Source organism: Paraclostridium sp. (assembly GCF_051656405.1).
Classification (GTDB): domain Bacteria; phylum Bacillota; class Clostridia; order Peptostreptococcales; family Peptostreptococcaceae; genus Paraclostridium.
In genome coordinates, this window is record NZ_JBOGBV010000012.1 from 23,352 (window position 1) to 36,171 (window position 12,820).

General features: G+C 29.0%; 16 protein-coding genes. 14 read left to right on the forward strand and 2 right to left on the reverse strand.

Going from position 1 to position 12,820, the window contains the following annotated elements; genetic code table 11:
• Positions 1-2 precede the first annotated feature (2 nt).
• The 12 genes from ACRDDE_RS01970 to fsa all read left to right on the forward strand — a co-directional run bounded on the left by ACRDDE_RS01970 (position 3) and on the right by fsa (position 8,902).
• The gene (locus ACRDDE_RS01970; protein WP_438625167.1) at positions 3-353 is read left to right on the forward strand and encodes a BMC domain-containing protein; all 351 of its coding nucleotides are present in this window, start codon (positions 3-5) and stop codon (positions 351-353) included.
• Between the two features lie 18 nt (positions 354-371).
• Positions 372-647, forward strand: coding sequence for a BMC domain-containing protein (locus ACRDDE_RS01975; protein WP_021431053.1), 276 nt, complete (start codon positions 372-374; stop codon positions 645-647).
• Between the two features lie 4 nt (positions 648-651).
• Entirely contained in the window at positions 652-1,053 is a 402-nt protein-coding gene (locus ACRDDE_RS01980; protein WP_438625168.1) for a hypothetical protein, read from the forward strand.
• Between the two features lie 2 nt (positions 1,054-1,055).
• Positions 1,056-1,328 carry a EutN/CcmL family microcompartment protein gene (locus tag ACRDDE_RS01985; protein WP_021433307.1) on the forward strand — a complete coding sequence of 91 codons (273 nt, stop codon included), beginning with the start codon at positions 1,056-1,058 and terminating at the stop codon, positions 1,326-1,328.
• Positions 1,329-1,330: 2 nt separating this feature from the next.
• Complete coding sequence (locus tag ACRDDE_RS01990) at positions 1,331-3,136, forward strand: adenine deaminase (RefSeq protein ID WP_438625169.1); 1,806 nt, start codon at positions 1,331-1,333, stop codon at positions 3,134-3,136.
• Between the two features lie 151 nt (positions 3,137-3,287).
• Complete coding sequence (locus ACRDDE_RS01995) at positions 3,288-3,956, forward strand: hypothetical protein (RefSeq protein ID WP_438625170.1); 669 nt, start codon at positions 3,288-3,290, stop codon at positions 3,954-3,956.
• A 69-nt stretch (positions 3,957-4,025) separates the two neighbouring features.
• Positions 4,026-4,508 (forward strand): prolyl-tRNA synthetase associated domain-containing protein, encoded by a 483-nt coding sequence (locus tag ACRDDE_RS02000; protein WP_438625171.1) that lies wholly within the window; start codon positions 4,026-4,028, stop codon positions 4,506-4,508.
• A 234-nt stretch (positions 4,509-4,742) separates the two neighbouring features.
• Positions 4,743-5,768 carry a LacI family DNA-binding transcriptional regulator gene (locus ACRDDE_RS02005; protein ID WP_438625173.1) on the forward strand — a complete coding sequence of 342 codons (1,026 nt, stop codon included), beginning with the start codon at positions 4,743-4,745 and terminating at the stop codon, positions 5,766-5,768.
• A gap of 179 nt (positions 5,769-5,947) precedes the next feature.
• Complete coding sequence (locus ACRDDE_RS02010) at positions 5,948-6,781, forward strand: MIP/aquaporin family protein (RefSeq protein WP_438625175.1); 834 nt, start codon at positions 5,948-5,950, stop codon at positions 6,779-6,781.
• An 84-nt stretch (positions 6,782-6,865) separates the two neighbouring features.
• Positions 6,866-7,774: a ribokinase gene (gene rbsK, locus ACRDDE_RS02015; RefSeq protein WP_438625176.1), complete on the forward strand. Its 909-nt coding sequence runs from the start codon at positions 6,866-6,868 to the stop codon at positions 7,772-7,774.
• A 62-nt stretch (positions 7,775-7,836) separates the two neighbouring features.
• Positions 7,837-8,232, forward strand: a complete 396-nt coding sequence (gene rbsD, locus ACRDDE_RS02020; protein ID WP_438625177.1) for a D-ribose pyranase — start codon at positions 7,837-7,839, stop codon at positions 8,230-8,232.
• Positions 8,233-8,260: 28 nt separating this feature from the next.
• Complete coding sequence (gene fsa / locus ACRDDE_RS02025; RefSeq protein ID WP_438625179.1) at positions 8,261-8,902, forward strand: fructose-6-phosphate aldolase; 642 nt, start codon at positions 8,261-8,263, stop codon at positions 8,900-8,902.
• A 35-nt stretch (positions 8,903-8,937) separates the two neighbouring features.
• On the opposite strand, the gene ACRDDE_RS02030 is transcribed toward fsa, so the two are convergent.
• Positions 8,938-9,657, reverse strand: coding sequence for a glycosyltransferase family A protein (locus ACRDDE_RS02030; RefSeq protein WP_438625181.1), 720 nt, complete (start codon positions 9,655-9,657; stop codon positions 8,938-8,940).
• A gap of 407 nt (positions 9,658-10,064) precedes the next feature.
• On the opposite strand from ACRDDE_RS02030, the gene ACRDDE_RS02035 reads away from it, so the two are divergent.
• Both ACRDDE_RS02035 and ACRDDE_RS02040 read left to right on the forward strand, forming a co-directional pair.
• Positions 10,065-11,510: a DEAD/DEAH box helicase gene (locus ACRDDE_RS02035; protein WP_438625183.1), complete on the forward strand. Its 1,446-nt coding sequence runs from the start codon at positions 10,065-10,067 to the stop codon at positions 11,508-11,510.
• 98 nt (positions 11,511-11,608) lie between these two features.
• Entirely contained in the window at positions 11,609-12,091 is a 483-nt protein-coding gene (locus tag ACRDDE_RS02040) for a hypothetical protein (protein WP_438625184.1), read from the forward strand.
• Between the two features lie 99 nt (positions 12,092-12,190).
• On the opposite strand, the gene ACRDDE_RS02045 is transcribed toward ACRDDE_RS02040, so the two are convergent.
• Positions 12,191-12,820: hydrolase (locus ACRDDE_RS02045; protein WP_438625185.1), on the reverse strand; the 630-nt coding region annotated here is incomplete at its 5' end.

The following is a 12,820-nucleotide window of genomic DNA, read 5'->3' on the forward strand; positions in this document are numbered from 1 at the left end:
ATATGAGGAAAGCCCTAGGGATGATTGAAGCTGTAGGACTTACTACAGCGATAGCAGCTCTTGATGCTGCAAGCAAAGCAGCGGATATTACGCTAGTAGGATATGATAAAGTAATAGGTGTTGAAAAAGCGGTTAGTGTAACCATACATATAGCTGGGGAGGTTGCAGCAGTAAATGCCGCTATCGATGCTGGTGTTGAGGCAGGAAACAAAGTTGGAAAAATTGTTTCAAGTAAAACAATAGCAAGACCTCATGAAGAAATTGATGTTTTAATCAAAGAATTTGAAAAAAATCTTAAAGTAAAAAATATTAATAAAAAAGTAATAGAAAATAAAAACGAAGAAAATAATTGATAACAGGAGGAATTTGTTATGGGGCAAGCGCTAGGAATGATAGAAACTAAAGGTTTGGTAGGTGCAGTAGAAGCTGCAGATGCTATGGTTAAATCAGCTAATGTAACGTTAATGGGATATGAAAAAATAGGATTTGGATTAGTGACTGTTATGGTAAGTGGGGATGTAGGTGCAGTTAAAGCTGCCGTAGATGCTGGAGCAGAAGCAGCAAGAAATGTAGGTGAACTTCACTCAGTACATGTTATCCCAAGACCACACTCAGAAGTTGAAAGAGTAATTTTAAGCAGAGATTAAATAGATGAAAGAAAAAATTGATTTTACAAAAAATATATTGAACAAAATAAGTAAAAATATAAAAAAAGATAACAAAAAAGAATCTAGTAATTGTAAAACTCTTATATCAAATAATAAATTTAATTCTATAGACGGCAATTCATATGTAATGATACCTACAAATCACAAGAATATAAAAGAAATTCTTAAATTATTAAATAATAATCATATTAACTATAAAAAAGAAACAATGGATTATAAAAATATGGAAGACGAAGCAAGTGAAGCAAGTAAGGAAATAATAACATTAAATGATATTATGAACTTAAATGAAGACCGTATAAGCATATCAAAGAATACTATAATAACTCCAATGGCAAAAGATTATATAAAACAAAAGAAAATAAAAATTGAAATAGGGGGATAAACATGCAAATAGGAAAAGTTATAGGAACGGTAGTTGCAACTAAAAAAGACGATTCGTTGGTAGGAAGCAAATTAATGATAACTCAACCATTGAACTTAAAAAATGAAATAGATGGAAAACCACTGATAGCTGTAGATACAGTAGGGGCTGGAATTGGAGAACTTGTAATATATACAGAAGGTACAGCTGCTAGAAATGCAACGAAAAAATTACAATCATCAATAAATGCAGCTATTATAGGTATAGTGGATAATATAGATGTTTGGGAGGATTAAAATTGAAATATATAAAACAAGCAATGGAGTATAAGGAGTTAATAGATACACTTATGAGTGATAAACACCATGCAGATATTGTTCTGTATGGTGGCAATATTATAAATGTACTGACTAGGGAGATATATACAGGAGATATAGCTATAAAAGGAAAGCATATATTAATGGTAGGAGATTGTGACAAGTTAATAGGTGAAAATACTATAGTAGTAGATGTTCGTGGTAAATATTTATCTCCTGGATTTATAGATTCTCATATGCATTTTGAAAGTAGCATGCTAACAGTTACTGAGTTTTCTAGGCTTTCTATACCATCAGGTACTACAACTTTGATAGCAGATCCTCATGAAATAGGAAATGCCTTAGGTGCTGTTGGAATGAAAGCTATGGCAGATGAAGCAAGTTATGTTCCAAACTATGTAAGATTTGTAGTTCCTGCGTTAACTCCAGATTGTCCTAGTCTTGAAACAGCAGGAGTTGATGTTAGTTCTAAAGATATGGAAGATTTGCTAAACTATAAAAACATAATAGGTATAGGAGAACTTCAAGGATTTAGCAATGCAAAACATGTATACAACAATACTCCGGAAATAATAACAGATTTATTAGCATCGACTACTTATGCTAAAAGTATAGGGAAAATAGTAGATGGTAATGCTCCAGAATTGTTCTCGAATGAACTTGCTGCACATATAGTGTGTACTGGTGGAAAATGTTCTTGCCATGAAACAACTACTAAATCCGAATGTATAGAAAAGTTAAGACAAGGGGTTTATGTATTCATGAGAGAGGGATCAACTCAAAAGAATATGGGGGAATGTATAAAAGCAATAACAGAAGAACATTTGGATTCAAGAAGATGTATATTAGCTACAGATGATATGGTGGCAAAAGATTTACAAGAATTAGGGCATATGAATGAAATAATAAAAAGAACTATAAGAGAAGGTGTAAGTCCTGTTGAAGCTATACAAATGGCGACAATAAATCCTGCAACTTACTTTAATTTAGAGGATAGAGGTGTACTAGCTCCATCAAAATTTGCTGATATTGCAATAATAAATGATTTGAATGATATGGATATAGAAGCTGTTTTTATAGAAGGAAAGCTTGTAGCTTCTAATAAAAAACTATTGATAGACCTGCCTAAATATACTTATCCTAATAGTGTAAAAAATTCTGTTAAAATAGGTAAAATAAATGAAAAAGATATAGAAATTATAAGTAATGAAAAAGAAGTTGTTGCGAGATGTATAAAAGCGATACCTGATCAAAATTTGACTGAGTGTATTGAAGTTAAATTGAAAACTAAAAATAATGTAGTAGAAGCAGATATAACTAATGATATTTTACATATTGCATGTATTGAAAGATATGGGAGAAATAATAATATAGGTAAAGCTTTTGTTAATGGTTTTGGACTTAAAAAGGGTGCATTTGCAGAGAGTATAGCTCATGATACTCACAATATAACTGTTGTTGGAACTAATATAAACGATATGGTAGTTGCAGTTAATAAGGTAATAGGAATGGGCGGAGGTATTGCTGTTGTTAATAATGGCCGAGTATTAGAAGAACTAAGATTAAATGTAGGAGGCCTTATTACAGATGAACTTACAGGAAGTGAAGTAAGTGAAAAAATAGATTTACTAGAAAATATAGTAAGGAAAGACTTAGGTGGAAATTTACATGCTCCATTTATGCATTTATCTTTTCTGGCTTTATCTACTAGCCCTAAATGGAAAATTACTGATAAGGGATTAATAGATGTAAATAATTTTGAAGTTTTAAGTCCAATAGTTAATTAGTAAAAAATCCTAACTATAAAAATTAGTTAGGATTTTTTGTTTTTGAACATTTAATTATCTTGACAATTTAGATTGGAAATTAACATATATTGACTATATAAGGCTAAGAAAACCTTATATTAATTAAATTTATAAAGGAGAATGATACTAATTGAGTATAGATAATGATAAAAGATTAAATTATTGTGAAAAATTTGAATCAAAAATAATTAAAGATAATTGGGGAGATAGCTGTATAGAATCTAATGTGAATTTTAACTCTGTTTCTGTATCTGTTTTACCTAAAAATGCTGTTTGGGAGGATATGGAGGGCTTTGTTGATAGAAAGTATGGACCGTTTGCATATTATATTAGAAATAAAAATGACGAAATTATAGCTAATCTAATATTTTACTTCTCATATAGTTGTAAAGGAACAATTAATGGAAAAGGGAGTTATTTAGCAGATGCGACTATTTCACCTAAAATAATTTCTGCGAGCCCTGGATATTACTTGGACTGTAATGTAAGTGCTAGCGAACCTAAAAATTATGGAACTAAAGAAAACCCAGCACCTGGGGTTACATTAAGATTGCAAGTGAAAATTTCAAGTTATAAAGATTTAACAAATTGTAATGTATGTGGAACATCAAAATTAGAAAATATGGATAACAAATCAATGTGTAAAGGCCAAAATGAAATTGATTATAATCAAATCAATAATTTAAATTTTATATATCCACATTGCAGTTTTGATGGACTAAACTCGATAGAGTTTTTTGCGATTGCTACATTAAGAGGAGATTGTCAAGTGAATTTGATTTCAGCTGAATATTATTAATTTAGACAGTTTAAATAAATTTAAATGTATGTAATAATATACTTATATAAATGCAGCAGGGGGTAACTTATGAAAAAAGAAATATATAATAAATTAGATGAGCTAGATATAAAATATAAAATTTTAGAACATGATGAAGTATTTACAGCTGCTGAATTTTATGCAGTCACAAAGGACATGCCTGGACATCATTGTAAGAACTTATTTTTGAAAAATTCTAATAAAAGTATTAATTTTTTAGTGGTAGCAAAACACGATAAAGCTGTAGACTTAAAAGAAATAAAATCACAAATTGGAAGTAGTAGGCTTTCATTTGATTCGCCAGAAAAATTGTATAAATTAATGAAGGTAACACCTGGTAGTGTAAATCCATTTAGTATTATAAATGACACAAATAGTGTAGTAGAAGTTATAATAGATAATGATTTACTAGATGGTCAAAATCTTAACTTTCATCCAGCTATAAATACGGAAACATTTAATATATCTGGAGATGATTTTATTAAATTTTTAGATTATATAGATAATAATGTTGTTAAGGTTAGTATATAGAATAAGTAAAATATAAAAATTTAAATATGGATTAATTAGATAAAACTGTAAATATTAATATTAAATAATAAAATAAAAACACTTACTAATAGAAGTTATCTATTAGTAAGTGTTTTTTAGAATATATATTTATTTTTACTAAATATATATCTTATAATATAATATAGTAAAAACAAATAATACATTAAATATAAAAATAGAAACTATTAATCTAAGGAATTGAGGAAAGATGATATGAATATAAAGACAAAAGATATAGCTAGCAAATCAGGTGTATCTATAGCTACAGTCTCTAGATATTTAAATAAATCCGGATATGTAAAACAAGAAACAAGGGAATTAATTAAGAATGCAATACAAGAAATAAAAAAACAAGAAAATATATATGAAAAAGAAAAAAATATTGCAGTAGTATTTCCAGATTTATCAAATATGTTTTTTACAGATGTCCTTAAAGGATTAACTGAAGAAGCAGATAAATTAAACTATAATGTATTTTCATTTGATAGTGGTGAAAGTATTGAAAAAGAAATGAAAATAATTGATGCATTAAAAGACTTTAATATATGTGGACTAATAATTACAACAACTATAAGGAATAGAGAAACTACTAAAAAGCATGTCCAAAACCTAAATTCTTTGAGAGTACCTATAATATTAATAGATAGAGATTTGATATTTTGTGATTTTGATGGAATATTTAGTGATAATAAAAAGGGTGCTTTTGATGGAGTAGATACATTAATAGCTGAAGGTCATAAAAATATTGCTGTTATAACAGGTCCTTTAGAGTATGAGACTGCTCAACTTAGGTTAGAAGGGTATAAGCAAGCACATAAGGTAAATGAATTAAAAATAAATGAAAGTTATATCCATGAAGGGGACTATCAAATTGATTCCGGTTATAATCTCACAAAAGAAATAATAAATAATAATAAAGACGTAACTGCAATATTTAGTTGTAATAATATGATGACTCTGGGCGTTATAAATGCATTAAATGAGATGGAAATAAAAATAGGACAAGATATATCTTTACTGGGATTTGATGATTTAGAATTTTTTACATATCTAGGATTAAATATTAGTGTTGTTTCTAGACAAACTTCTGAAATGGGGAAAATAGCTTTTGAAGTTTTATCAAAGAAAATTCTAGAAGGGGAACCATACACTACTCAAAATATAGTATTAAAACCAAGTATTGTGCTTAGAGGTTCGGAAAAGTTAATAAATATTAATAGTAAAACAGAGGCTAAGTAGCCTCTATTTTTTTATCTGTAAAAATATAAAGATGAAATAAATATGGAAAAACATGAAAAAAATGTGAAAAAAATATTGAAAAAGTGAAAAAAATAGTATATTATATCAAATATAACTTGGAAAACGATATCAAGAAAAGGAATTAAACAAAAAATAATTATAAAGGATGATGAACTAAAATGAGTGTATATTTAGCGGAATTCATAGGTGTAACAATGTTAATATTTTTTGGTTGTGGAGTTTTAGCAGGAAATTCATTAAAAACATCAGGATCATATCAAGCAGGAAATGTAGCGATAAATATTGCCTGGGGATGTACCGTTGCAATGGTTATATATTGCCTTGGGGATATAAGTGGAGCTCATATTAATCCGGCAGTTACAATTATGCAAGCAGTTAGAGGGAATTTTGAATGGAGTTTAGTTCCAGGATATATTGTAGCTCAAGTAGCTGGAGGTATGTTTGGAGGTTTATTAGTATACCTTCAATTTATTCATCATTGGGAAAAAACGGATAATCCGAAAGCTAAGTTAACTATATTTGCAACAGCACCAACTATAAGAAATAATTTAGCAAACTTCTTTAGTGAGTACATAGTAACTTTTGCATTGGTATTTTGTATATTAGGACTAGATACAAATACATTCCCAAGTGGGTTAAAGCCTTTAGCTGTTGGATGCTTAATATTTTTAGTAGGAACATCGTTTGGTGGAGTAACAGGAGCTGCATTAAATCCAGCTAGAGATTTAGGTCCACGTTTAGCTCACTTATTATTACCAATACCAGGTAAAGGAAGTTCTGATTTTAAATATGCATGGATACCTGTGGTAGCACCTATAATGGGAGCAGTTACATCAGGGTTAATACACCTTGCTTTGTATGATGGAATTGTAGATTACAGACTTTATACTATGATAGGATTGACGATAGGTACATTTGTTGGGATAAAGCTAATTAACAAAAATGAAAGCGAAGAAAGTATATCTAGTGAATTAATAGATGAAATTGCATAATAAAAAAGATATAATTATGTAAGATATATGTAAAAAATATGAAAATATATTACGAATTGATGACAACAAAAAGGAGAATTTAACATGAAAAAGATATGTGTAATAGGAAGCCTTAATATGGACTTAGTTGTAAATGTTGATGAAATGCCAAAGAAGGGGCAAACATTAATAGGAAGTAAATTTAAAGAAATACCAGGTGGAAAAGGTGCTAATCAAGCAGTTGCAGCATCAAGACTTGGTGGAGATGTTTACATGATAGGTAAGGTTGGAAATGATGGATTTGGACAAAGTTTATTGAAACAATTAAAAGCTGATAAAGTAAAAACTGATTATGTACAAATTGAAAAAGGACCAAGCGGGGTAGCTCTTATAACTGTAGATAAAAATGCTGAAAATTCTATAGTAGTGTCTCCAGGGGCAAACTTCGAATTAACAGAATCAGATATAGATAAATGTATAGATGGTATAAAAGAAAGCAGTATAGTTGTAATACAACTTGAAACACCGATAGATACTATAAAATACGCTTTAGAAAAATCAAAAGAATTAGGGAAGTTTACAATTTTAAATCCAGCACCAGCAGTTAAGCTTAGTGATGATATTATAAAAAATGTAGATTTATTAACTCCAAATGAAACAGAACTTGAAATATTAAGTGGAGTGAAAATAGAAAGCGAAGATGATATAAAAAAAGCTGCTAATGTAATGATACAAAAAGGTGTAAAACAACTTATAGTTACATTAGGATCAAAGGGAAGTCTTTATTTAGATAAGGATAAAATAGAATTTAAAAAATCATATAAAGTAGAGGCTGTAGATACAACAGCAGCAGGAGATAGTTACACAGGGGCATTATCAGTGGCATTTTCTCAAGGAAAAGATATAGATGAAGCAATGGATTTTGCATCAAAAGTAGGGGCATTATGTGTTACTAACATAGGAGCACAAACATCAATACCAAACTTATATGACGTTATGAATCATAAATTTTAGTAAAACAATTAAAGTTATAGAGGCTTAAATACAAAATATTACATAAATTAAGGAGATTTAAGATGAAAAAATCAGTTTTAATAAACAGCGAAATATCATCAGTAATATCAAAAATGGGACACACAGATATGTTAACAATATGTGATAGTGGACTTCCAATACCAAAAAATGTTGAAAGAATAGATTTAGCACTAAAGCATGGTATACCAACATTTTTAGATACATTAGATACAGTACTTGAAGAATTAAAAGTAGAAGAAGTTATAATAGCTTGTGAAATGGAAGAAGTTAGTACAAAACTTTATAAAGAAATAGAAAATAGATTTAAAGATATAAAAATAACTAAAATAGCTCACGAAGACTTTAAAGCAGTGACTAAAGATTCTATGGCTATAGTTAGAACAGGTGAATTTACACCATATGCAAATATAATATTAAAATCAGGAGTAGTATTTTAAGAATTTATAATAATTAAGGAGACATATTATGAAAATATTTATAGATACAGCAAATGTAGAGGAAATAAAAGAAGCAGCAACTTGGGGGATATTAGATGGTGTAACAACAAACCCTTCATTAATAGCTAAAGAAGGAAGAGATATAAAAGAAGTAATAAATGAAATATGTGAAATAGTTGATGGACCAATAAGTGCTGAGGTAATAAGCTTAGAGTCTGACAAAATGGTAGAAGAAGCTTTAGACTTAGTCAAGTTACACAAAAATATAGTTATAAAACTTCCAATGTGTATAGAAGGTTTAAAGGCAGTTAAGATTCTTTCAGAAAAGAATATAAAAACTAATGTGACTTTAATATTTTCATCACAACAAGCATTACTTGCAGCAAAAGCAGGTGCTACATATGTAAGCCCATTTGTTGGAAGATTAGATGATGTAGGTGTTACAGGAGTAGATCTTATAAGTGATATAGCTAATATATTTGAGGTGCATAGTATTGACACTGAAATAATATCAGCAAGCATAAGGAATCCAATACATGTATCAGAATGTGCTATGGCTGGTTCTGACATAGCGACTATACCATTTAATGTATTAAAGCAAATGGCAAAGCATCCATTAACAGATATAGGAATAGAAAAGTTTTTAGCTGATTATAAAAATATGTTATAAGATAAGGAGGAACGAATAGTTCCTCCTTTTTTATTTTATATTAAGTTAAAATCTTTTAAAGCTTTATATTTTAAATCTTCAGGTGTTCTAGGAATTCCTTGGTATGCCGATAAAGAATTTAAAATATTTGTTCCGTGTATTAAAACCATAACATATTCATGTAAAAGATATTCATGAGTTAAATGGACTACTGAACCATGATCTGCATATTTATAACGAAATCCATTAACATATGAATTAACGTCATATATTAATGCATATAAACCACAATGATAATCAGGAGTAGTAAAGGAAAGCATAGTATCAGTTGATATATCATAAATATAAACATTTCTATTTATGATACATTGAGTATCTGGTTTAGTTTCAAAATCTATTATTTTTTGAAGATATTCAGGGTGCATTAGATTGTCAGAATCAAAAGGAACTAAATATAAATAGTCATATCCAACTATGGATTCTTTCACAAAATCATCTTCACATATTTGTTCAAAGCCGATAGTTGCAGTCATAGGTCTAAATATAATATTATCAGCAAGTTTAGGATATTTAGACAGAGCATCTAAAACTAAATCCTGGCTATTTATATCATAGTATATTAAAGCTAAAAAATTTTGATAAGTCTGATTAATTAAACTAAAATAAGTGTACTTTATAAATAAATCAATTCTATAATCTATCCATTCTTTTGTTAATCTATTTTTTGATAAATCCATTGTGTTAAAATTTATAGTAACAATTAACTTTTTTTTCAATTAAATTAACCTCCAGGGGATTAAACATAACTAAAAAGTTTTAATTAAAAACTAGCCATATAAATTTTATAACATTAAGCTAGTCTATAATCATAATATGATTCATATTCTAAATAAGTTACATATTATTTTAAGTAATTATTATATTTGTTTAAAAGTTTAACGATTTTGATGTCAAATAAGTTGTAATGTGTTAGTAATTTGGCTATCAACTTATGAATTTCATGCCTAAGAATTGTTTATAAAGTATGTAGTTTTTAATAGATTTTATTAAGTATTAAATATATAATTAGGAGAAGTATGATTTTTATGATATATTTAGTATTAAAGATAAAAAAAGAATATGAATTAATAGAAAGATAATAATATATAAAAACACTAAAATGACATAAAGGAAGAGCACATAAATGACAAATATAAACTTTAAAGATTATAAACTAAGTGATGAAATATTAAAATCACTGAATATGCTAAACTATAAGACACCAACGAAAGTTCAACAAGAAGTAATACCAGTTGTACTTAAAAATAAAGATGTATTAGTAAAATCACAAACAGGAAGTGGTAAAACAGCAACATTTGCAATACCACTATGTGAGTTAGTAGATTGGGACGAAAACAAACCACAAGCATTAATACTTACACCGACAAGAGAGCTTGCAATACAAGTTAAGGAAGATGTATTTAACATAGGAAGATTTAAAAGAATAAAAGTGCCAGCACTTTATGGTAAATCATCTTTTTCATTACAAGAAAAAGAGTTAAAACAAAAAACTCATATAGTAGTAGGAACTCCAGGTAGAACAATAGACCATATTAAAGAAGGAAATTTTATAACCGATAACATAAAGTATCTTGTGCTAGATGAAGCAGATGAAATGCTTAGTATGGGATTTTTAGAGCAAGTAGAAGAGATAATAGCGTCATTACCTAAAAATCGTGTGACTATGCTGTTTTCAGCAACTATGCCAGAAGATATAAATAGATTATCAAAAAAATATATGAAAGATCATGTGACAATAGAAATTGAAGCAAAAACATTGACAGTAGATAGAATACAACAAGATGGATATAGTATAGAAGAGACAGGAAAGTTAAATTTATTAAAAGATGTAACAACAATAGAAAATCCAGATAGCTGTGTTATTTTTTGCAATACACAAGTTAAGGTAGAATCTCTATACAATGAATTAAGAAAACTTAAATATCCATGTGACAAAATACATGGTGGAATGGAACAAGATGAGAGAATTAAAGTAATGAATAACTTTAAAAAAGGATACTTTAGATACTTAATAGCAACAGATGTAGCTGCTAGAGGTATAGATATAGATAATATCACCCATGTAATAAATTATGATGTACCTGTTCTAAGAGAAAACTATGTACATAGAATAGGCAGAACAGGACGTGCAGGTAAAGAGGGAAGAGCTATTACTTTTGTTATGAAATCTGATGAAAGACGTATGTTTGAAATATACTCTTATACAGGTAAGGAATTAACAATGAAAATGAAACCAAGTAAAAGACTTGTAATGAGTTTAAAGCCTGAATTTGACAAAAAGTTAGAGCAAAGACAAAAAGTTAAAGAAGATAAAGGTGCAAATCTAAGTCAAGAAATAATGAAGATTCATATAAATGCGGGTAAAAAAACTAAGATGAGACCTGTTGATATAGTAGGTACACTTTGTAGCATCGAAGGTATGAATGCGGAAGACATTGGGGTTATAAGTGTACTTGATATATCTACTTATGTTGAAATATTAAACAACAAAGGCGAAATGGTGTTAAAAGCACTACAAACTAAAAATATAAAAGGTAGACCAAGAAAAGTAACTAGAGCAGATATATAATTTAAAAAGTAAATTACCTTGTATAAATAAGAACCATTGTTTGAAATTTTCATATGATATATAGAACAATATTTATATCATAAAAAGGAGAATCAACAATGGAAAAAAATTATTGGCAAGAATATTGGGATAATTATTGGAAGTTTATGGCTGTATATCTTAGAGAGTTACAAAATGTACGCCCTGATGCGGATATTAAAAATGAATACTTAGAAGTTGCTAGTTTACTTGAGCCTTCTATGAATTTTGAAGATTACGAGATTTACGATGAATATTATGATAATAGCGATTCAGAAATAGATACAGAGGTAGATTTTATGATGCCTGATCCAGCGCAATCACCTGAGACTTTTATATCACCTGGTGGGGGACAGTTTACTATAGGCAATTGCAGAAGGATGGCAATAGTTAGAATAGTAATGAGAAGAGGATTTAATCCTTCTAATTTCTTTATGATAGTGGATAGAACTGATCGTAGGAGCATTCAAGGGTTTAGAATAGCTTGTGAAGCTGGTAGAATTAGATTTGTACCAATGGCTGTAGAATATAGAAATATAAACTTTATAGAATGCGCATTTTAAATTAAAAATAATAAGAGGTATCCAATAGATATGCACATGCAATTCTTGGGGTACCTCTTATTATTTTGATTGAAATTGATAAATTATAAAAATTACACCCTAATGTGAATTTGCATTTTCTCTATAAGAAGTCATAACATCTTTAAATAATTCAGCAACAGAAGGTGGGGTCCAAGTAATTGCGTTTGCCCCAGCATCTATTGTTTTTTTTATACTTTCTTCAGTTGGACCACCTGTTGCTATTATTGGAAAATCAGGATAAGATTCTCTAATAATAGCAACTATTCGAGGAGTATCAGAAGAAGCTGAAACATTAAAAATAGTTGCCCCAGCATCTATTCTTTCCTGAATGTTTGTATCATCGTTTACAATAGTAACAACAACAGGTATATCAAGTGCATTAGATAAAGCTCTAACTACACCGTTTGTTGTAGGAGCATTAACAACGACACCAATGGCACCTTGTAATTCAGCGTTAGTACCTAACATTATTGAGCGTATTCCTTTTGTAAGACCACCACCAACTCCTGCGAAAACAGGGATATCAGAAGCCATAATAATAGATTGCGTAATTATTGGCTGAGGAGTAAATGGATATACAGCTATTACTGCGTCCGCATTTACATTTTTTATAATAGCCAAGTCAGTTGAAAAAACAAGTGACTTTATTCGTTTTCCAAAAATATTTATACCACTACATTCTCTAATAACCTCAGGAACACGTAAAAA

What these genes read in the sequence shown, in the direction of transcription:
- ACRDDE_RS01970 (WP_438625167.1), top strand. Translation starts at nt 3, where the DNA reads ATGAGGAAAGCCCTAGGGATGATTGAAGCTGTAGGACTTACTACAGCG.
- ACRDDE_RS01975 (WP_021431053.1), top strand. Translation starts at nt 372, where the DNA reads ATGGGGCAAGCGCTAGGAATGATAGAAACTAAAGGTTTGGTAGGTGCA.
- ACRDDE_RS01980 (WP_438625168.1), top strand. Translation starts at nt 652, where the DNA reads ATGAAAGAAAAAATTGATTTTACAAAAAATATATTGAACAAAATAAGT.
- ACRDDE_RS01985 (WP_021433307.1), top strand. Translation starts at nt 1,056, where the DNA reads ATGCAAATAGGAAAAGTTATAGGAACGGTAGTTGCAACTAAAAAAGAC.
- ACRDDE_RS02000 (WP_438625171.1), top strand. Translation starts at nt 4,026, where the DNA reads ATGAAAAAAGAAATATATAATAAATTAGATGAGCTAGATATAAAATAT.
- ACRDDE_RS02005 (WP_438625173.1), top strand. Translation starts at nt 4,743, where the DNA reads ATGAATATAAAGACAAAAGATATAGCTAGCAAATCAGGTGTATCTATA.
- ACRDDE_RS02010 (WP_438625175.1), top strand. Translation starts at nt 5,948, where the DNA reads ATGAGTGTATATTTAGCGGAATTCATAGGTGTAACAATGTTAATATTT.
- rbsK (WP_438625176.1), top strand. Translation starts at nt 6,866, where the DNA reads ATGAAAAAGATATGTGTAATAGGAAGCCTTAATATGGACTTAGTTGTA.
- rbsD (WP_438625177.1), top strand. Translation starts at nt 7,837, where the DNA reads ATGAAAAAATCAGTTTTAATAAACAGCGAAATATCATCAGTAATATCA.
- fsa (WP_438625179.1), top strand. Translation starts at nt 8,261, where the DNA reads ATGAAAATATTTATAGATACAGCAAATGTAGAGGAAATAAAAGAAGCA.
- ACRDDE_RS02035 (WP_438625183.1), top strand. Translation starts at nt 10,065, where the DNA reads ATGACAAATATAAACTTTAAAGATTATAAACTAAGTGATGAAATATTA.
- ACRDDE_RS02040 (WP_438625184.1), top strand. Translation starts at nt 11,609, where the DNA reads ATGGAAAAAAATTATTGGCAAGAATATTGGGATAATTATTGGAAGTTT.